Origin of the sequence: Chryseobacterium sp. ISL-6, from assembly GCF_018613715.1 — a bacterium.
Lineage (GTDB): Bacteria > Bacteroidota > Bacteroidia > Flavobacteriales > Weeksellaceae > Chryseobacterium > Chryseobacterium paludis.
In genome coordinates, this window is sequence record NZ_JAGGPT010000012.1 from 1 (window position 1) to 19,863 (window position 19,863).

A 19,863-nucleotide genomic window follows, 5' to 3' on the forward strand; every position below is an offset into this window, starting at 1 on the left:
AAGAAATAATATAGGATAGAGCATCCCGATTTACTTAATCGGGACGGTCAAAGGTTCGAATCCTTTCGCGCTCACTTTAAAACTCACAATTCATATTGTGAGTTTTTTTGTTTTCAGCCATCTTTTAAAAATATTCTAAGATCATCTTTTACCTCCTTAATTGCATATTCCAGCTCTTGGTCATTAATTTGAGTAAACTGCATTTCTACTACTTTCCTATTGGATAATTTGCCATACATTCTTACTATGTCACTAATTCCGCATTTTGCAGCCCTTGCTATCCCAAAATCTTCATTAAGAATATACCTTATGCATAATCCTTCCAACCATTCGGGATCATTTATTCCATTGATTGCTCCAATAATTACCTCTATAATATTTGTATTGCTATCAAGAATTTTTATTACTTCGGATTTGCTTGTATAATTATAATTTTGGTAGTGCATATTGATCAATTCTGACAAGTTTTATTCAATTAAAGAATCATTCTTTAGTACCTGTTCTAATGCTGGTAGGTACATTTTATAAAAATCTGTTTCTTTCAATTTTATAATATCTGTTTTTATATTAGTATTCGTAGAGTTACTTTTATTACTTACCCACAATTATACCTATACAATTGTGAGAATGCCTTGATTGATTAATCTTGAAAATACTGTTCAAACCATTGATCAAAAATCTCTTTGTACTTTTCCTGAGCAACTTTAATCAGCAAATTAGGATCTTCAATTTGATCAAAATTGTAGTCTCCTTTCATCCACTTTAAATATTCCCTCAAATCTTCACTCTCTCCATAACTCTCTTCGTCTCTGTAAAAATAAGCTTCATCAAAATCCACTCCAATTTCAGTATCATAGGTGAGCAAGTAAAAAAGTTGCAAGATATTGACTGCAACAATATGAACACCACCTTCATCTCCAAAAACCACAATAGGCATTTGATTTAAGGGCTGATTGGATCCATCATTCCAAACTGCATAAATTGAACCCGAACCATTTGCCTGAGCAAAAGGAAATAAACGATTCAAAAAACTCTCATCCTCGCTCCAACTCATCAATCCAGATTTATCATCTATTAAAACTCCAAAACCATCTACATAATTTTCGAAAGAAGAAATATTGTTCTGAAAATAGATCAATTTTTCCAGCTCCGTTGGGATTTCGCTTAGCCCCAAATTCTCTTTAAATTCTATGATATCTATCATTTCTTTTATTATTTAAAATAGGTCCACCTTATAATTTTCCGACAAGGTAAATGTAAGAAAATGTAAAAATTTTTTACGCAAAAGAATCATCTATCTAACGATATTTATTTCTATTTTCACATTATGTTTATAATTAAAAAAATATGACAACACATCAATATTGGGGCTCCGTAGATCAAGATTGGGCAGGTTTTTCATCTCATATCTCATTCTCTCATCCGTTTTTCACAGAACAGAATATTACTATATTTCTTGGAGAAGAGTTTGATGATGATGGAGAAGAAATTGAAGAACCACCCACTGAAAATCAGCTGGCAGCGTTTGCTATCACTTATCAGGATTTTCTAGATAACATAGATGCAAACTTGGGTATTATTCAAGATCAAGCCTTCACTTATTATCAAAAGCATTATGCTCATTATTTTGAAAACCCAGAAAAATCCGGCGAAGCAGCATTGGGTATTGATAGTGTAGAAAGCCACAATGAGTATATTAAAGAACTAATGTATTTACGGGTTTTAGAAAACCACACTATTAAAATCAGTATTCGTTATCAGGTGGATACCGAACATGGAATTGAATTTAAGCTTGTAGGTGGGCAGATAGAAAAAGTTGGTGGAATTGCAGAGACATAATTGCTTGTTAAGCATTCTAAAATACAAAAGACCGGAAAATATATTTTCCGGTCTTTTTTTATAATTTTTTCTTTGTTGGATACGAGCGAGACGCTAGCATTAGCACAGGAGAATATGACTTTTAGATCCACAAATCATTGAAATATTTTGCAAAAACATCTAATCCTTTTTGGATTTTTTCCTCCCTTTCATCTATTGAAATATTCTCAAATTTTTTTGGATAACAATAATATTCAAATGGGAAAATCATTTCCCCGAGCCTATCACTCCAAAACCTAAACATTAAATCAACAGTCATCTTTTTATCTTCAAAAAAGATTTCATTTTTGAAATCAGGTAAAGTTGGCATCTCCTTTTTATCTACTTTATCTTTAAAAGCTTTTAGCATTGGATAAATACTTTCGGATAAAGTATATTTTAAATCGTATAGTTCCTCTTTTCTCATTATCTAACTTTTTTAAATGACCCTTTTTTATAATGTAGATTTGTAATATAAGCACTACCATCACTACCAGTTACTATTCTTGCTTTATCTCTGGTTGCACAATTTTCTCTCTGCTCCGATGTAGGTGACTCATTTAAATCATAAGTTCTATAATCAATATTAACATTTTTACCTTTTTTAGGTAATATTTCAAAATTTTCCAATTCTTTTGCATTAAACTTCTATGGATTATTATATACTCCAGTCTGCTGCTCTATCATCGTTTCTCCGAATGGTAAATCTAAGAAAAATTGATCATTCCCATTACTCTATTATTTCTGCCATATTATTATTAAGTTTATTTTACGCTTAATTAACAGACCATCTCTACATAGATTTAACATAATGATTAATAACCTTATAGCGACAATCATTTTTAATTCAGTAATATTTTATCAATTTTTATTTTTTTAATTCAAAAAACTATCATATATTTGCACCCACAAAAAAAGAGGTAAAACTCGTTTTTAGATGACCTTTAATCGGGGCGTAGCGTAGTCCGGTCATCGCGCCTGGTTTGGGACCAGGAGGTCGCAGGTTCGAATCCTGCCGCCCCGACTTTTTTAAAATAAAAACCTATTTAGGGTGCGTAGCTCAGCTGGATAGAGCATCTGCCTTCTAAGCAGACGGTCAAAGGTTCGAATCCTTTCGCGCTCACTTAAAACTCACAATCTTTATTGTGAGTTTTTTTGTTTACATAATTCATGTATTAATTCACACAAAATAGAGCATCCCGATTGTAATCGGGACAGTCAAAGGTTCGAATCCTTTCGCGCTCACTTAAAACTCACAATCTTTATTGTGAGTTTTTTTGTTTACATTAGTTTCATGTGTTATTTCTACATACTTTATTCTAAATCTTTAGACAAATATTATATTGGTCATTCTTGTGAAAGTCTACAAGAAAGGTTAAGAAAACATCTTTCAAACCATAAAGGTTTTACAGCAAAAACCAAAGACTGGACTATTATTTATTTTGAACCTTTCAATACCAAATCCGAAGCATACAAAAGAGAAAGAGAAGTAAAAGCTTGGAAAAGTAAGTATAAAATACAAAACCTTATTAAACCATCAGATAAGATAGAGCATCCCGATTTTTAATCGGGACGGTCAAAGGTTCGAATCCTTTCGCGCTCACTTAAAACTCACAATCTTTATTGTGAGTTTTTTTGTTTTATAATTTCATGTAGCAATTCAGATAAGATAGAGCATCCGATTTTTAGTCGGGACGGTCAAAGGTTCGAATCCTTTCGCGCTCACTTAAGGAGATAGGTATACTTTAGCTAATTGGTACTCGCCTCTTTACCAAATTTTTTCAGCGTTATAAAATGCGAACGCAGCGCGGATAAAAAGCTCTTATTTTCATTGTAAGGCAAATTGAACTCCATCGCTGTCTTTTTTACAATGACGGAGATCTCTCCATAGTGTATGTGGCATACTTTAGGAAACAGGTGATGTTCGATCTGCCTGTTCAGTCCACCAAGGAAAAATGCTGCGAGCTTATTGTGTGTTGCAAAATTCGCAGTTGTACGCATCTGATGTTCTGCCCAGGCTTCTTCCATCTGTCCGGATTCGTTAGGCACAGGGAAATTAGTGCCTTCAACAACATGAGCCAGCTGAAACACCAGTCCCATCGTTAAGCCTTCGGCAATATGCAGAAACAAAAAGCCGATCAGAAACTGCCACCAGCTTACATCCATTACCAATAGGGGCAATACAATAAAAAGGAAGTAATAAAGCGCTTTATAGAAAAATAAATTGAAATACTCCAGCTTCGGATGTTTGCTTTGATGTGCACCGATCTTTTTCTGGAAAAACTTCACAAAATCCTTACGGAATACCCATGACAGGGAGGCCAGACTGTAAAGCGGAAAGGCGTACCAATGCTGGTATCGCTGAATGCGATTCACTTCATCTTCTTCAGCAATCCGGATCAATCCCGGTGCTACCTCAATATCCTCGTCGTGGCCAGGTATATTTGTATAGGTGTGATGAACCACATTGTGGGTGATACTCCAAACATATGGATTGGCGCCGATCAGGTTAAAAATAATCCCAAACAGTTTATTCACTTTTTTATTACCAGAGAGGGCACCATGTATAGCGTCGTGACACACATTGAAGCCTACAAAGGCACTAAACATACCCAGAACTGCAGCAAGTGGTAAGAACATCCAGATAGGTAATGGAGCCAAAATGATTAAAAGGTAAACTCCTGTGAACCCAGCAAGGAAAAACGCAGTTTTACCCCACATGTGGACATTAGCATGTTGACTTAATTGATGCTGACTAAAAAATTGATCTACTCTACTCCTTAGGGTTGCATAAAAAAGAGAGCCAGAAGTTGATGAGAATTTTACTTTTTGTGACATAAGATATCTTGTTTGATCTACCTGACGCGAACAAACAGATGTGCTAAAATCGGGTGTTTGAATAAGGAGGGTATTGAGTTTTCCGGTACATTACCAGATTGTATATATGTATAACGTATTAATTGTTAATTTATTATAGTTTCATAAAACGCACATCTATAAGGTTGTGTCGTTACTCGAATTAATTGTATCCCTTTGTAATAAATATTACCTAAAAAGACGGACAGAACATTAGAAAACACCTCGCCTTCATTTACTAAAAAGCTCAATGACAACCCCTTATGTTCACTTTAAAACTCACAATTCTATTTATTCATTTATAATAATGTGCCCTAATATTTTGTACATTAGCTTTATCTAATTTCTTTCTCTTATTAACCCAACCGAACTGTGACCGAATATAATGTAGCCCAATTTGTTGATATTTTACAATCACTATTTCCTTTATCAGATAGTGAAAAACAAACATTAATATCCGGCATTAAAGCTTTAAATCTGAAAAGTGGAGATTCTATCATAAAAGAAAATACAACAGCAAATGATTTGTTTTTCCTTCAGAAAGGATTGGTAAGAAGCTTTTACTTTAAAGATTACAAAGAAATAAACACCGAGTTTTTCTTTGAAAATAATTTTCTCACAGCATTGACAAGCTTTCTGACTGGCGAAAAAACAAAACTGAATTTTCATTGCATTGAAGATTGCGAAATCATTGTAATACCAAAAAATTTAATCGATCAACTTTTAAGTGAGGATAACAAATGGTATAGATTAACCCATACAATATTAGAAAACGAATTTATTAAAAAGTGCAGAAGGGAAAGTTCATTTTTACTTCACGACTCCGCTGAGCGTTACTTTTACTTTCTATCCCTCTTTCCAAAATCAGAAACAAGAATCCCTCTTTTTCACATCGCCTCCTATCTTGGAATAAGTCCGGAGACATTAAGCAGGATCAGAAGTAGAAAAGTAGACTCAATTGATATAAGTCAAGTAGATAACATTTAAGTTTTTTCACCTTTGTTCAAAACATAACAGTTATGGATAAACGAGTGAAATTTGATTTTGAAATTTATTTTACCAACGGAGGAAACATAAAAGGGGAAGACTTCAGGCTTGATATTGCAGGAGTTGATATTACAGACAAAGAACTTGCAGATTATATTGTTAAAGATTTAAGACTTCTAATGGTCAGAAAAACAAATATTATCAATAAGCAAATCTTTAATGAACCACATAAACGAAAACCCATTAACCCCGCAAAATCATTGAATCTACTTATTGACCTAAGCCATATCATAGAGGACGGACTTATCACCTACAAGGGCTTACCAGCACCTATTATCTGTGATTATTTAAGCAGGGAAGACTCTAAGCAGTATTACGAAGAGGGAACAGAGTTTCAAATTGGCAAAATTGAAATGGTGACCAATACCGGAACCTACATCGACTGTCCTTTCCATAGATTTGAGAATGGAAAAGATCTGTCAGGAATGGAATTAGAAAAATTCGCTGAACTGGATGCTGTAGTCATCAGGATTCCATTTTCCGAAACCTTAGAAATTACTGAAGATCATTTAAAAAATTATGAAATCAGAAACAAGGCAGTTTTAATACACACGGGTTGGGACATTTACTGGAGAACTGATACCTATTTTGAAAAACATCCTTATTTAACCCAAAAGGCAGCTGAATATCTGAGAGACTGTGACGTCAAATTAGTTGGTATTGATTCCGTTAATATCGACAATACATCAGGTAAAGCCAGGCCTGTTCACACCACCCTTCTCAGCGCCGAAATTATAATCGTGGAGCATTTATGCAATTTGCATTTACTTCCTCAAGAAGGTTTTACTTTCAGTGCTGTTCCTCCAAAGTTCAAGGGGATGGGTACATTTCCAGTCAGAGCATTTGCTTCAATACTGAAAAACCCAGACTAATTAACTCTTTCAAAATAAAACCACCAATATTCATGGTGGTTTTTATATTTGTTATTTAAAATTTATTTAAGCTTATAAGAGTTGCCATCCCAAAGATATGTTTTAGAAGAATGTTTTTTCTTTTCCCTGTCCTTTTCATCTTTTTCCATTTCTTCCATTTTAAAAATAAAAGCATTGGGAATTCCACCTTTATCATTTGGAAATACAAAACTTTCACTGTGATAATAAACATCGGCATCACCTACATTTGTTAATTTCGGTAAGGTAATGAGTTTTTTATCTTTAAATAATACATATTGATCATAACTGGCAATTCCACAAGCTTCTCCTGAAACCATTGCTTTTAAAGTCAGTTCTACATTTTGTAATTTATGGTTGCTTTCTATAGTAAATGTTCCATAGCTTAACTCTTCACCTTGTCCGGTTTCAAAAAAAACCTCATCGATCAGGGCATTGCCTTCAAGCACTTTTATACTTGCTATATTTTGTTTAAAATTTTCTCCGGATGCTTTATCTTTTTTGGTTTCAGTTTTTGAAAGTCCAAAGAGAAAATCATACCCGTTTTTATTTCTGTATCCCACACAAAGATTTCCACCCCAGATATAACCTTCTGCAGTTTGCTCTCCTTTCTGATAGGAGATCTTGTACCAATTGGAACGTCTCTCTCCTAATTTCAAAATATTTTCATCTTTTTGAAGAATAAGAATCTGCTGATTCGTCTGTAAAGAATCTACGATTTGAGCATCCACTTTAGGTTCCTGTCTGACTCTTGTCCAGTTCGAAAATATCTTTTGTCCTTTATTTTCTTCAAATCCAAAAACACCATTTGCATAAACATCTTCCTGAGCAGAAAAAAGCTGAAGTACAAACAAAAAGAAAACAGTAAATAAGGATTTCATATAGTTATTTTGTATTCTTATTTTTCAAGCAATAAGCTTACCCATTCCTCTCTTTGTAACTGTTTTTTCAATTCAAGGTTATTTTCCTTGCATACTTCCAGAATATCATCTACATCAAAGAAACACAGTCCTGACAACAATAAATTTCCGCCATCATTTAAAACAGAAACATACGTAGGAATATCTGAAATAAGAATATTACGGTTGATATTGGCTAAAATAATATCGAAATTCTCTTTTCCTAAGTTCTCTGCAGTTCCCTGTTCAATATCAAGAACTACCCCATTTCTTTCAGAATTTTCTTTAGAATTTTCAACTGACCACTCATCAATATCGATTGCTTTCACTTCTCCAGCTCCTTGTTGTTTTGCATAAATAGCTAATACGGAAGTTCCACATCCCATGTCTAAAACTTTTTTACCATTAAAATCAATATCCATCATCTGTTGGATCATTAAATGGGTAGTTGGGTGATGTCCTGTTCCGAAAGACATTTTAGGCTGAATGATAATCTCATGCATTCCTGCTACAGAATCATGAAACTCCGCTCTGATCAAAACTTTATCATCAATGTTGATCGGAGAGAAATTCTTTTCCCATTCCTCATTCCAGTTGATGTTCGGCATTTCCTGGAAAGTATATTCTATTTTTACATTTTCATTTTCGAAAAGCGGTAATGCTTTAAGTTCATCTTCATTAAATAAATCTTTCTGGATATATCCTAAAATCCCCTCCAATTCTTCTGTGAAACTGTCGAAACCTATTTCTATAAGCTCTGCCATTAATATTTCATTCCAAGGTTGAAGCGGAGAAATTTTGAAGTTGAATTCTAAATAATTTTGCATGTGATCAATTTGGTACAAAAATAAAGAAAAGCGGGCTAAAACCCGCTTCTATTGATATAAAATAAATCATTTAAAATATATCTGATACCTGTTCCCCGTCTTAAGGATTTGTTGAAAATATAGAACCATTCGCAATTAATGCCCTTCTGTTCATTTTCAAAATATCCCTTACCCATTCTGCAAAATCCTCTGGCTGAAGTACAGTTTCAGGGTTTCCATCTGTTAATCCTCCCTGAATACTCATATCCGAAGCAATGGTGCTTGGTGTTAAAGTAATTACACGAATATTTTGTTTTCTCCATTCCGCCATCATCGATTGTGATAAAGAGATCACGGCAGCCTTAGAAGCTGCATAAGCAGACATATTTCCGCCACCTTTTAAACCTGCTGTAGAGGCAACGTTTACAATATCGCCTTCTCCTTTTTCTTTTAAAAATGGATACACCGCTTTTGCAGCATAATACACTCCGAAAAGATTGGTTTTAATAACCTGTTCCCAGGTTTCTGAAGGCATTTCTTCAATCGTTCCAAAGTTTCCGATTCCAGCATTATTGATCAGGATATCTACACCACCAAGTTCTTTTACTAAAGATTCAATTCCTTCCTTCACTGCTGATTCATCATCAACGCTAAAAATAGCATAAGCGGCATTTACCCCAATATTTTTAATCTCTTCAACAGTAGCTTTCAGATTTGTTTCATTTCTTCCGGTAATTGCAACATTCACACCTTCATTAGCCAACGCTAAAGCAACTGCTTTACCTAAACCTCTTCCACCACCCGTTACAATGGCACTTTTTCCTTTTATATTCATACTAGTACTTTTTCGTAAAGCAAATTTACGAAAGCAAATTTTGTTTAGACAATGATCAACACAAATGTTTTTTCAGCAATGACACTGTTCTTCTGAAAAATATTGATTCGTAAGCTGTAAAAATCCCTCAATCTCATTTTTGAATTGATTAAAAAGTAAAACCGACTTTGATAAAGCCGGTTTTTTGAAAGTATAGTAAAATGAAAAAACTAAGGAATAAGAGTAGGTTCTGTAACCTCGAATTCTTCTGAAGCGGAAAACTGATTTCCATACATATCTGTTGCTTTCACTTCAACCTTGTGTTTTCCTTGCGTTAATTTATTTGTAAATCCACAAATCCAAATGTGTTTTGCCATTTCAGGGTTTGAAGGTCTTCTTCCAGGGAAAAGTTTATCCGTAGTATCCCATTTGAAAACGGATAGGGCAAAATTAGGATCAATTGTTTCATCGTACTCCATATCTTTCCACTCACTATTATCAATTCTATATTCTACTTTATCTTTTTTACTTCCCATGAAGAAGTTGGCAAGAATTTTAGCAGAAGTTTTTGATGGATATGGAATTACTTTCGGAACATACAATTTGATTTGGTAATCATCAGGTTTTCCGGCGGTCTTGTATTTAACTTTATATTGGTTATCTGTAAAACTGATAAATGAATATCCCTTTGCAGTTCCGTCTCTCATGGTAGAAGTTGGCAATCCTGCTTCATCAGGGGTTCCCGAATACCAGTCACCACAAGTTGTTCCTACATTATATTCATGCAGGTCCTTTTCTCCATTCCAGCCCGCTTTTTTTCCATAAAAAATTTGCTGTTGGATGTGTGTATGTGCCGATAAAAGAAGAGCATTTGGAAAAGGATTTAAAAAATCAAACAATTTCTGACGATCTGCATTTCTGAAGTTATCTTCGTTATTGTGCTCTAAAGGAATATGGAAAGAAATAACAATGAGTTTATTTTTATCAACTACTTTCAGGTCATTTTCAATAAATTGTAACTGATCATTACGAAAACCTCCCCAATAGCCTTTGCCATCTCTGGGATCAGGATATAAAATATCATCTAAAATTATAAAGTGTACATTTCCATAATTGAAAGAATAATTAGCGGGTCCGAAATTGGACTCAAACGTTTCATCTGAAAACTGATCTTCTTTAGCATCATAATTCATATCATGATTCCCCATCACATTGTACCAAGGCAATCCAACTTCTTTCATGACATCAGCGTAAGGTTTTTGAAGGCTCAAATTATCCCCCACCAAATCTCCTAAGCTTATTCCTAGAACAGCATTTTTTTTGGTATTCTTAACCTCATTTACAATTCCTCTTTTAAAATAATCCAGTTCTTTCTCTGTATAAGGCTGAGGATCTCCAAAAACTAAAATGTCAAAATTTTTATTTTCTGACTGCTTGTTCAGTGGGAAATTCAGCTCTTTTGGAAGTTCCCCTGTAGGTGCTGTTCCCTTATATTTAAAATCTGCCGGTGAACCTTTTGGTTTATACTGGTAATAGTACTGAGGTAAATTATTCCCATTTATTGGCGTCATATACCCTGAAGGTTTGATTACAAATATTGTTTGATTTTCAACAACAGGCAAACTGTATCTTCCATTTTTGTCAGTCAAAATGACCTGAGCACCATTGGAAACTGCAACTCCCTCAATTCCTTTTTCGCGACTTTCTTTTTTCTGGTTTTTATTTCCGTCCTCGTATACATAACCGGATACTGACGTTTGTGAGAATGCCATTGCTGAAATTAACAGACAAGGCATTAAGAGTTTTATATTCATAGTATGATTTATTTTATATGATAAGTTGTTCTTATTTATTCCACCATGTTTTGATGTTGATATCATCTCCACCCATCTGCTGAACTGCATTCTGATAGTTGGTTGTATTTAAAACCTTTGGATTTGGTGGATACATCAATCTTTGTGGAAGATTCCCATTGTTTAAGAGTCCACCATTATTTGGAAGTACCGGAAATCCTGTTCTTCTTTTTTCAAACCATTGTTGCTGATCTACAAAGAAAAGAGCTATATATTTCTGAAGCATAATCTGGTCAATATTCCCACTGTATGCTACATTCGGATTTGCAAAATAATTAGCAGGCATTACAGCACCCCATTGTTCTATTGCTGCCTTCACTCCATTTTCATAATAAGCCTGGGCATTTCCTTGAATTATCCCTCTGTTTGCAAGCTCACAAAGCGTAAACTGCAACTCAGCATATGGATAAATAAGAATCTTTAAAGGTGCTTTTGCCAGGTTTTGGTTCATGTTCGATGGCTGATAATTAAATGAAGTTCCAAAGGCATATCCTGAAGGAGCTCCTTTATATCCAATATTCTGACTAGTTGCTAGATCTTTAGCCTGAGAAAAAAACAATGCCAAACGAGGATCGTTATTTGCTTTTAAAACTTCAACAAAAAACTCTGAAGCCGCTCTTCCTGTTGTAAAATCCTGAGGTCTTGCAATGGGAGGCAACATGGGTGACACTCCCGTAATATCAAGCTTAGCTGTTTCATTATTATTTTGGAAAAGAGGAAAAGTGGTAGGATCATTAACGATTTCCTGAATTCTCTCATGAACATTTACCTCCCCATTTTTCTTTAAAATTCTCGTCAATAAACGTAAAGAAAGCGAATTACAAAACTTTTTCCAGTTTAGAATTCCATTAGGATCAGTCTCAGCTTTATAGAAAAGGTCGCTTCCTATAAGAACTTTGTTTGTAATAAAAAGTGAATTTGCTTCTTTTAAGTCATTCAGCAGCTGAACGTAGATATCTTTTTGTCTGTCAAATTTCGGTTGAGAAATACCGTCGTCCAATCTTGAAGCTTCTGTAAATGGGATATCTCCGTAAGTATCTGTAAGATTAGAATAAATCCATGCGTTCATTACCATGGCAATCGCCTGATAATTTTTATCGCCATCTTTTATAGCAGCCAGTTTCATATCTGAAACCTGTTTCAGCCATTTATAAGAATTATTCCAAAATCCAGCTCCTGTATTTTCCGTTAAATAATACCGACTGAGAGAATTTCCTTCATTAGGAAAATCAAGAGAAACCTGCATGATGTCAAATGTAAAATCGTTTGCTCTCATATAATTGACCGAGGCCATATTATATTGGATTGGAATCAATAGTTTTGAGGCAACGGGATCAGTAATTCTGCTGTCATCAATATTTACCTCATCCAAACTTCTGTCACAAGAAATAGCAGTAAGGCCTAAACTTGAGATTAATATGATATTTAATAGTAATTTTTTCATGATTTCAAATTTTAAAATTTAACATTAAGTTGAATTCCAACTGTTCTCGCTGTAGGCAATTGTCCCATTTCCACACCTGAAGTAATCTGATTGTCATTAAGCGTTGCTGCTTCAGGATCAAACAGAGGGAATTTTGTCCACATCCAAAGATTCCTACCAAATAATGCTAAGGTCAGATCTGTTAATTTTAACTTCTCTGTAACGCTTTTTGGAAAAGAATAGGAGATCCGGGCATCTCTAAGCTTTATAAAGGAGGTATCAAATGAGTTGGTTTCAACATTAGCTCTTCTATAATAATCCGCGTAATAAGAGGAAACAGCTACCCCTTTGGTATTAGGGGAATAAGAACCATCTGGATTTTGTACAACACCTTCGCCAACAATTAATCCATTCGGGTTATCTCTTCCTATTAAAGTGTGTTCCAATTTTCCTTGCTCTGTCATTTTATGATGAGACTGTGAATAAGCTATACCTTTATACTGTCCGTCAAATGAAAAACTTACGGTGAAATTTTTATATCTGAATTCATTTTGGAGCCCTGCTCTCCATTTAGGATATGCATTACCAATTTTCTTCATCTGAGTTGGTTTTGCAGTTAGGCCATCAGCTCCATAAACCACCTGCCCATCCGGAGAGTACATTAATCCATATCCATACATGTCACCCAAAGAACCGCCCACAACTGCATTATAATACACCACTCCACCTACGCTTCCCATAGTGTAAGGTTCCCCTTGAAATTCAGATGGAAGAGATAGTATTTTATTTCTGTTCATGGACCAATTGGCATTTACACTCCATGAGAAATTCTTATTCTTAACTGGAAAAGTATTTAAGGTCATTTCAAGACCTCGGTTTCTTATTTCACCTGCATTAATAACTCTGAGGCTATATCCTGTTTCCCATAATGCCGGAATCTTTACGATCTGATCTTTAGAATTGTTTTGATATGCAGTAATAGAATAGCTGATCCTGTTTTTAAGAATACTAAAATCCATTCCGGCCTCAATATTTGTAAGCATTTCAGGTCTTAAATTTGGATTCTGAAAAAGCGATGGTGATTCTACTGATCCGGCAAAAATGCTGTTATTGTAGTATTTCACTAATAAATACGGGTTGGTATCGTTTCCTACTCTGGACCATGATGTTCTGAGCTTCCAATAATTGAATTGATTAGATGTCAGCTTAAAAATATCGGAAAGAATAAATGAGACTCCCGCAGAAGGATAAAAATAAGAACGGTTTTCTTTTGGAAGAGTACTGCTCCAGTCATTTCTTGCGGTAAGATCCAGGAACATTTTATTTTGATATCCTAAAGTAATCAATCCATAGGTACTGTTAACCTGCTTATCACTTGGTGTAGCAAATTTAAATGATGGCGCTATCCCATTTGCAAGAGTATAAATCCCCGGCTTTAGTAAGCCATCAGCCAGATAATCATACATCGTGTATTCTGAATATCTAATGCTTCCCCCTGCCGATGCAGTAATATCAAAATCGTTAAAAGTAGTTTTATAAGTAAATAATAAATCGTTATTTAAATCTGTTTGTTTAATATGCTGCTCTCTATACATCCCCTGTAAATAGTTGGCGGAGCTCCATGGTCTCTTCTGAGTACGTTCCTCATTGGTTAGTTCAAGACCAGATCTTAACATTACTTCGAAATTCTTGGTAATCTTATAATTCAGATTGACATTTCCGGTGATAAAATTCTTATCAACACCATTTAGCATTTCATAAGCGATCATATAAGGGTTATCGATATATGAACTAAAAGGATGGATCTGATCCACCTGGTATTTATCCTTTTTCCAGATCGGTTGATACCAAGCCAGGTCCACATTAGGATTCTGGAAGATCATGAAATAAGAAATGGACTGGTTGCTATATCCTGTGGCGGGTAGATTATCACTTTTTGTTTTATTAAAAGTAAACTTAACCCCAACTTTTAATTTTTCATTTAATTTATGATCAAAGGATAGTGCTGCATTGAACCTGTCAAAACCAGTATTAGGCATCATCCATTCATTTTTCAGATACGTTAATGAAGTTCTGAAAGAAGTATTTTCGTTGGAGGTTTCCAGGGCAATGTTATTTGAAAATGTTGTCCCGGTCTCCCAGAAGCCTTTGATATTATCTTTATAAGGCCTCCACAATTGTCTTGTTAAGCTTTGACCTTCTACAGTGGGATCATATTGAAAATAGGACTGGCCATCGAATTTTGGCCCAAAAGCACTACTTGTACCTCCTGTACTTACTCCGTCCGGTGAAGCTCCATAAGAATAGAAATAATTCCCGTTGGTATCCTTCTGCATGGTACCCTGTCCATATTCGTATTGATAATCCGGCCATTTTAATACACTATCATAGCTGGAATACGAATTTAACGTAATCTGTATTTTTCCTTTTTTAGTTTTCCCGGATTTTGTGGTAATCATAACTGCTCCACCTGCTCCTCTTGAACCATATAAAGCAGCGGCGGTAGAGCCTTTCAGAATTGTTACTGTTTCAATATCATCGGGATTAATACTGTTGACCCCATTTCCATAATCGATTGGTAGATCGGCTTTAGCACCTGCTCCATAAGCAGAAAACCCGGTTCCTGTTGTTGATCCGTTTAAAGGAACACCATCCACTACAATAAGAGCATTGTTCTGATCCATATTCATGGAGATATCTCCTCGTAATTTGATCAATGAACTTCCTAAAGGTCCTGCTCCTGCTGTTTGTATTTTTAAACCCGCTACTTTACCTTCTAAAGACTGAGCCCAGTTATTATTCTGAGTTCTTAAAATCTCCTCAGATTTAATGGTTTCGGCAACATAACCTAAAGATTTATCCTGTCTTTTTATACCTAAAGCAGTTACCACAACTTCATCAATATTTTTTATGGTATCCTTTTTAGCTTTCTGCTGAGCTGTTAGGTTGACGCTAACTAATCCCAACAACGATAAAACCAATAGTTTCTGTGTCTCTTTACGCATATCCTTTTTTGTTTGCGCAAAATTAAAGCGACATTACCAGCAAGACCTTAACAAGGTTTTAACATTTATTAAAAAAATATTAAACCAAATATGAACTAATTATCAACAGAAAGTCACACAACGTTGGTTACCAACACAATAACTTAATTACGTATTTTTAATATGGATAGCATAACTCATATCCCTATCTTTATTGTCTTTTTCTGATAAAATAAAATTATACCATTAAAATATTGAATTTCAGATAATTAATACGGGTATATAAAAAAGGCTTACCCTTTAAAAGAGGCAAGCCTAAGATTTTTAAGTTTAAAATAAACCTTCAGATCATTATTTATTTTTCAGTTGATCAGGAATGTTTGTTGTAATAAACCCAATTCCCTGGCCTTTTAATTTGTCATATACAGCAACATCATTTACTGTCCAGGAGTTCGTAATTAATCCCAATGCTTTTGCTTCAGATATCCAGGTTGGATTTTTATCAAAAACACTGTAATGATAATCTATCCCGTCTAATCCTTCATTTTTGATCTGCTCAGGTGATAACTCTCCATTCAGATATTGAACTTTGAATTTTGGTTCAGCTTTCTTAATCTCTTTACAGATATTTAAACTGAAAGAAATAAATTCACTCTGAGATTCCAACTTCATGTCCTTGATCATCTTAACAGTCTTTTGAACCAATTCATCTTCTTTTTCCTTGGTCTTATCAGGTTTGATCTCAACGATCAATTTAAGTGATTTATCTTTCTTTCCCTGCTTTAGATAATCTTTCAATGTAGGAAAATTCTCACCATTTGATAGTTTCTCCTTCTCCAATTCCTTGAAATCCGTATCAGAAATTTCCATTTTTGCATGATGTTCATCGTGATTAACCACGAGAATACCATCTTTAGTCATCCTTACATCGAACTCAGCTCCGTAAATTTTTAACTTCTGAGCATTTTCCAATGACTTCAATGAATTTTCCGTTGTTGGCGGTTGTGATTGCCAATAGCCTCTGTGTGCGATAATCTGGGTTTGTGCATTCATTACAACTGTACTTAAAACTGCTAACCCTAAGATAATTTTTTTCATAATATAATCAGATAATTAAAAATGTCAAAGTTTAAGACTTTGACATAAAGGTAATATTAAATTTTTAGAAACTATATTTTGCTCCAATCTGAATTTGGTAAGGATTCCCTGATAAAGGCTCTAAACCACTGGTATTTAAACTATACGTAAGCTGCTTCGTAGCCTGATCGAATCCTGTAATTCTGTAAAGAGACATGTTACCATAGGATTTATTAATTCCCCATTCTTTGTTAAGTAAGTTTGCTACGTTAAAGATATCAACAGAAAGTTCGAAGGCTCCTATTTTTTCAAACTTGATCTTTTTTGCTACACGAACATCCCAAACTCCGTAGAATCCGTTCTTTCCACCATTTCTTTCAGCAATTTTATTATTGTAATCTGTGATATAATCTTTTAGCGCTTTTCCAACTTCAGGACTCTCAATCAACGTCTGTGTAAGATTTGGGAAAATATACGCTAAATCATTGCTATCAACGAAATCCCCATTTACATTTCCTCCAGCAGTTACTGAGAAACGTGTACCTCCCATTCCCACATATCGGATCCCCAAAGTAAAGCCAGCAATCGTAGGTGAGTTACCATAAATTACTACTTTATTTCTAAATTGATTATCAGAATATGACATTCTTAAATTTCTTGGATCACCTGAAACCAAAGTAGATAAAGTCGCAGAGTTTGCTACGTTTCCGTTGTAAGAAGTGTTGTCTTTAATATCTGCCCAAGTATAACTCGCTGTAATTTCTCCATCTTTCCAATAGCGGTAACTTGTATCTGCTACGAAAGAGAACTGATTAACCTTTCCATCACTTACAAGCTCAAGCACTCTTCCAAATTTTTTGTTAATTGTTCCTTCTTTCCAGTTCATTGCGCCGTTTGCGCCGATTGTAGCTGCCGGAACATATACTCCTCTCCCGCCTTCATTATTCAATGTGAAAAAAGGATTAGAAACCATATTTCGGTCATAATAGAAATAATTATTTCTTCCCAAAGCCATATATCCTGCAATTCCAGCTCTAAACCTTTCATTAAAGAAGTGGGTATAAGAGATATTTGCCTTGTAAACGATAGGAATTTTTGCGTCTTCTCCTGTATAGTTAATTGTTGGAAGCTGATTTTGAGGCAACGAAGGAACCGTTCCATAATCATTTCTGTAACTATTAAAATCAGGAGTCAAACCAATTTGTGAAGGATTAACATCTACTGTTGCTAAGTGTCTTCCATCGAATACCAAATTATTGATAATCATATAATTGTTGATATCTGAAGAGAAAATACCAGCTCCGAATTTCACGAAATCTTTATTTCCTTCATTAATATTCCAATCAAACTGAAATCTTGGTTGAATAATAAATGACTTGATTTGATTATCGGTTCTGATACCCATCTCATCAAATAATTTTTGATTCAATTCTGCCTTTGGATAACCTCCGTAATCTAGTCTTAAACCAGCCATTAAATCAAGACCTTTAGCGATCTTAGTTTGAATCTGACCGTATACACCTAAATTGTAAATATTCGATTTCACAGAAGGATCATCCATCAAAGGAACTTCTCTGTAATATCTGTACGCAATAAGATTGTTGAAATTATATAGATTATCTCCCCCATTCACTGTAGGATTTTCCCTGAAATGGAATCTTCCGTTCACCTCACTTCCGTATATAGATTTTGCCATTGTATACATTAAATCTGCTCCGAAAGTATATTTAATTTTATCTGTATTGTAATATAAATTATCAACAATCTGGAAAACATTATTTCTAAAACTTTCCTGTCCAAAACGGTGACCTCCAATCTGGATATTTGTCGCTTTATCTTTTCCGTCTATACTTGAAACAACGTTCTCAACGATCGCTCTGGGAACAGCGTGTCCCAATTCGTCATTCTGATAACTATCTTGTGATGTGAATAAATACTGGGCTTTTAATTCGTTCGTCATATTAGGCTTTAAGTTGGATCTTAAAGTCAATAATAAACTGTTATCTAAGTTCTTATCATTTCCATAAGATTCAAATGCATTAATTGACGTATTGTCTCCTAATCCGTTTTTATTTAAATCGTACGTAAAGTTGTTTCTTAATGTTAATAAGTTATTAGGATTGATCTGCCAGTCTAAACGTAAAAATGCTGCATCAGAATTTCTTACTTTGTCAAAACTTCCAAACTGAGGGTTATTTCCAACTCCGTATTTAGCTCTTGCAATATCTAAGAATTTATTTAAAGTAGCCGTTGTTGTATTTAATCTCAATTCATCATCATGCGATTTAATATCTGCAATCTGCAAAGGTCTTGAATCTAACTGATGATCCCAAGCCACAAAAAAGTGTAATTTATTTTTGATAATTGGGCCTCCCAATGAGAAACCAAACTGAGAAGTCGAGAAATCATTATTAATCTTGTTCCCTCTGATATCATACTTACTGGAAAGCCAATTTGTTCTTAAATATTCCCAGGCACTTCCTGAAAATTTATTGGTTCCGGACTTTGTTACAGCACTTACTGTTCCACCCCCACTTCTTCCTAAGGTAACATCATATTGATTGGTTGTGATTTTAAATTCACGAACCGCCTCTATTGAAATAGAAAACGGAGCACCACTTCGACTTGTCGTAGAACCTGCAGAAGTTGGATTTTTTGCTGTCATTCCGTCAATAGTAAAGTTAGTAGAAGATCCTAACTGACCTGAAATACTTCCGTTTTTACCACTTAAAGGAGATAAATCACTAAGACTGGTGAAGTTTCTTCCATTTACTGGTAGAATTCCGATGTTTTTAGCAGAAATAGCTGTAGCTGCCCCAAGGTTTCCAATTTTATTTTTCAGATTTCCTGTTACAACTACTGTTTCAATCACCTTTTCATTACTTCCAAGATTGACATCTACAGTAACCTGATCTCCAAAATTGACATTGTAACCTTCTCTTTTTTCATCATTTACAATAACCGTATAAGGTCCACCAAGGGGAATCTCCTTGAAGATATACTCCCCTTTTGAATTCGTCTCCGTTTCTGTTCTAAAACCCGTTGACTCATTCACAATGGTTACTTTCACCTTTTCCTGGGTGTTAGTTCCGGTGATTTTTCCGATAATAGAGGCCTGCGTTGTCTGTGCATAAGCCAGTGTTCCAAAGCTTAAAAACAACAATCCTAATACAATCTTTACTTTTCTCATCTTTTCAAATTAGCTGGGGCAAAGGTATTAGGTCTGATGTGGCTAAGCGTTTACGAAAGCTTTAACATTTTTTTAATTAAATTATAACCATATGTTAAATAATTACTAATAAAACATTTATCAATTACATTATCAACCACTTATACCACATTACAAAATTTTAATTT

Annotated in this window: 17 protein-coding genes and 2 tRNA genes; 6 read left to right on the forward strand and 13 right to left on the reverse strand. The window is 34.6% G+C overall.

The window, feature by feature from the left end:
• Window positions 1-113 precede the first annotated feature (113 nt).
• Window positions 114-446, reverse strand: coding sequence for a hypothetical protein (locus J7E44_RS21440; RefSeq protein ID WP_214833525.1), 333 nt, complete (start codon window positions 444-446; stop codon window positions 114-116).
• A gap of 194 nt (window positions 447-640) precedes the next feature.
• Window positions 641-1,204 (reverse strand): hypothetical protein, encoded by a 564-nt coding sequence (locus tag J7E44_RS21445; RefSeq protein WP_214833527.1) that lies wholly within the window; start codon window positions 1,202-1,204, stop codon window positions 641-643.
• A 143-nt stretch (window positions 1,205-1,347) separates the two neighbouring features.
• On the opposite strand from J7E44_RS21445, the gene J7E44_RS21450 reads away from it, so the two are divergent.
• Window positions 1,348-1,839, forward strand: a complete 492-nt coding sequence (locus tag J7E44_RS21450) for a DUF6985 domain-containing protein (protein ID WP_214833529.1) — start codon at window positions 1,348-1,350, stop codon at window positions 1,837-1,839.
• A 121-nt stretch (window positions 1,840-1,960) separates the two neighbouring features.
• On the opposite strand, the gene J7E44_RS21455 is transcribed toward J7E44_RS21450, so the two are convergent.
• Together J7E44_RS21455 and J7E44_RS21460 are read right to left on the reverse strand one after the other, a co-directional pair.
• Window positions 1,961-2,284 carry a hypothetical protein gene (locus tag J7E44_RS21455; protein WP_214833531.1) on the reverse strand — a complete coding sequence of 108 codons (324 nt, stop codon included), beginning with the start codon at window positions 2,282-2,284 and terminating at the stop codon, window positions 1,961-1,963.
• The gene (locus J7E44_RS21460) at window positions 2,284-2,487 is read right to left on the reverse strand and encodes a ribonuclease domain-containing protein (protein WP_214833533.1); all 204 of its coding nucleotides are present in this window, start codon (window positions 2,485-2,487) and stop codon (window positions 2,284-2,286) included. The genes J7E44_RS21455 and J7E44_RS21460 overlap by 1 nt, the downstream gene beginning before the upstream one ends.
• A 319-nt stretch (window positions 2,488-2,806) precedes the next feature.
• On the opposite strand from J7E44_RS21460, the gene J7E44_RS21465 reads away from it, so the two are divergent.
• From J7E44_RS21465 to J7E44_RS21475, 3 genes are all read left to right on the forward strand, one after another.
• Window positions 2,807-2,881, forward strand: a tRNA-Pro gene (locus J7E44_RS21465).
• 25 nt (window positions 2,882-2,906) lie between these two features.
• Window positions 2,907-2,980: transfer RNA gene (locus J7E44_RS21470), tRNA-Arg, on the forward strand.
• Window positions 2,981-3,151: 171 nt separating this feature from the next.
• The gene (locus J7E44_RS21475; RefSeq protein ID WP_214833535.1) at window positions 3,152-3,424 is read left to right on the forward strand and encodes a GIY-YIG nuclease family protein; all 273 of its coding nucleotides are present in this window, start codon (window positions 3,152-3,154) and stop codon (window positions 3,422-3,424) included.
• 182 nt (window positions 3,425-3,606) lie between these two features.
• Here J7E44_RS21475 and J7E44_RS21480 read toward each other — a convergent pair whose 3' ends face one another.
• Window positions 3,607-4,695, reverse strand: a complete 1,089-nt coding sequence (locus tag J7E44_RS21480) for a fatty acid desaturase family protein (RefSeq protein WP_214833538.1) — start codon at window positions 4,693-4,695, stop codon at window positions 3,607-3,609.
• A gap of 390 nt (window positions 4,696-5,085) precedes the next feature.
• Here J7E44_RS21480 and J7E44_RS21485 point away from each other — a divergent pair, with 390 nt between their 5' ends.
• Both J7E44_RS21485 and J7E44_RS21490 read left to right on the forward strand, forming a co-directional pair.
• Complete coding sequence (locus J7E44_RS21485; RefSeq protein ID WP_214833540.1) at window positions 5,086-5,700, forward strand: Crp/Fnr family transcriptional regulator; 615 nt, start codon at window positions 5,086-5,088, stop codon at window positions 5,698-5,700.
• A 32-nt stretch (window positions 5,701-5,732) separates the two neighbouring features.
• On the forward strand, window positions 5,733-6,632 hold the full coding sequence (locus tag J7E44_RS21490; protein WP_214833543.1) for a cyclase family protein: 900 nt from the start codon (window positions 5,733-5,735) through the stop codon (window positions 6,630-6,632).
• 62 nt (window positions 6,633-6,694) lie between these two features.
• Here J7E44_RS21490 and J7E44_RS21495 read toward each other — a convergent pair whose 3' ends face one another.
• From J7E44_RS21495 to J7E44_RS21530, 8 genes are all read right to left on the reverse strand, one after another.
• Complete coding sequence (locus tag J7E44_RS21495; RefSeq protein WP_214833546.1) at window positions 6,695-7,531, reverse strand: SH3 domain-containing protein; 837 nt, start codon at window positions 7,529-7,531, stop codon at window positions 6,695-6,697.
• A 17-nt stretch (window positions 7,532-7,548) separates the two neighbouring features.
• A complete protein-coding gene (gene prmA, locus J7E44_RS21500) occupies window positions 7,549-8,376 on the reverse strand; it encodes a 50S ribosomal protein L11 methyltransferase (RefSeq protein ID WP_214833549.1) in 828 nt (275 codons plus the stop codon).
• A 100-nt stretch (window positions 8,377-8,476) separates the two neighbouring features.
• On the reverse strand, window positions 8,477-9,190 hold the full coding sequence (locus J7E44_RS21505) for a 3-ketoacyl-ACP reductase (protein WP_214833552.1): 714 nt from the start codon (window positions 9,188-9,190) through the stop codon (window positions 8,477-8,479).
• Between the two features lie 209 nt (window positions 9,191-9,399).
• Window positions 9,400-10,983: a calcineurin-like phosphoesterase C-terminal domain-containing protein gene (locus J7E44_RS21510; protein ID WP_251040648.1), complete on the reverse strand. Its 1,584-nt coding sequence runs from the start codon at window positions 10,981-10,983 to the stop codon at window positions 9,400-9,402.
• A 31-nt stretch (window positions 10,984-11,014) separates the two neighbouring features.
• Window positions 11,015-12,466 carry a SusD/RagB family nutrient-binding outer membrane lipoprotein gene (locus tag J7E44_RS21515; protein ID WP_214833555.1) on the reverse strand — a complete coding sequence of 484 codons (1,452 nt, stop codon included), beginning with the start codon at window positions 12,464-12,466 and terminating at the stop codon, window positions 11,015-11,017.
• An 11-nt stretch (window positions 12,467-12,477) separates the two neighbouring features.
• Window positions 12,478-15,450, reverse strand: coding sequence for a SusC/RagA family TonB-linked outer membrane protein (locus tag J7E44_RS21520; protein WP_214833558.1), 2,973 nt, complete (start codon window positions 15,448-15,450; stop codon window positions 12,478-12,480).
• Window positions 15,451-15,780: 330 nt separating this feature from the next.
• A complete protein-coding gene (locus J7E44_RS21525; RefSeq protein WP_214833561.1) occupies window positions 15,781-16,527 on the reverse strand; it encodes a glycerophosphodiester phosphodiesterase family protein in 747 nt (248 codons plus the stop codon).
• Window positions 16,528-16,591: 64 nt separating this feature from the next.
• Complete coding sequence (locus tag J7E44_RS21530) at window positions 16,592-19,696, reverse strand: TonB-dependent receptor (RefSeq protein WP_214833564.1); 3,105 nt, start codon at window positions 19,694-19,696, stop codon at window positions 16,592-16,594.
• Window positions 19,697-19,863 lie beyond the last annotated feature (167 nt).

What these genes read in the sequence shown, in the direction of transcription:
- J7E44_RS21440 (WP_214833525.1), bottom strand. Translation starts at nt 446, where the DNA reads ATGCACTACCAAAATTATAATTATACAAGCAAATCCGAAGTAATAAAA.
- J7E44_RS21445 (WP_214833527.1), bottom strand. Translation starts at nt 1,204, where the DNA reads ATGATAGATATCATAGAATTTAAAGAGAATTTGGGGCTAAGCGAAATC.
- J7E44_RS21450 (WP_214833529.1), top strand. Translation starts at nt 1,348, where the DNA reads ATGACAACACATCAATATTGGGGCTCCGTAGATCAAGATTGGGCAGGT.
- J7E44_RS21455 (WP_214833531.1), bottom strand. Translation starts at nt 2,284, where the DNA reads ATGAGAAAAGAGGAACTATACGATTTAAAATATACTTTATCCGAAAGT.
- J7E44_RS21475 (WP_214833535.1), top strand. Translation starts at nt 3,152, where the DNA reads ATGTGTTATTTCTACATACTTTATTCTAAATCTTTAGACAAATATTAT.
- J7E44_RS21480 (WP_214833538.1), bottom strand. Translation starts at nt 4,695, where the DNA reads ATGTCACAAAAAGTAAAATTCTCATCAACTTCTGGCTCTCTTTTTTAT.
- J7E44_RS21490 (WP_214833543.1), top strand. Translation starts at nt 5,733, where the DNA reads ATGGATAAACGAGTGAAATTTGATTTTGAAATTTATTTTACCAACGGA.
- J7E44_RS21495 (WP_214833546.1), bottom strand. Translation starts at nt 7,531, where the DNA reads ATGAAATCCTTATTTACTGTTTTCTTTTTGTTTGTACTTCAGCTTTTT.
- prmA (WP_214833549.1), bottom strand. Translation starts at nt 8,376, where the DNA reads ATGCAAAATTATTTAGAATTCAACTTCAAAATTTCTCCGCTTCAACCT.
- J7E44_RS21505 (WP_214833552.1), bottom strand. Translation starts at nt 9,190, where the DNA reads ATGAATATAAAAGGAAAAAGTGCCATTGTAACGGGTGGTGGAAGAGGT.
- J7E44_RS21510 (WP_251040648.1), bottom strand. Translation starts at nt 10,983, where the DNA reads ATGAATATAAAACTCTTAATGCCTTGTCTGTTAATTTCAGCAATGGCA.
- J7E44_RS21515 (WP_214833555.1), bottom strand. Translation starts at nt 12,466, where the DNA reads ATGAAAAAATTACTATTAAATATCATATTAATCTCAAGTTTAGGCCTT.
- J7E44_RS21520 (WP_214833558.1), bottom strand. Translation starts at nt 15,450, where the DNA reads ATGCGTAAAGAGACACAGAAACTATTGGTTTTATCGTTGTTGGGATTA.
- J7E44_RS21525 (WP_214833561.1), bottom strand. Translation starts at nt 16,527, where the DNA reads ATGAAAAAAATTATCTTAGGGTTAGCAGTTTTAAGTACAGTTGTAATG.
- J7E44_RS21530 (WP_214833564.1), bottom strand. Translation starts at nt 19,696, where the DNA reads ATGAGAAAAGTAAAGATTGTATTAGGATTGTTGTTTTTAAGCTTTGGA.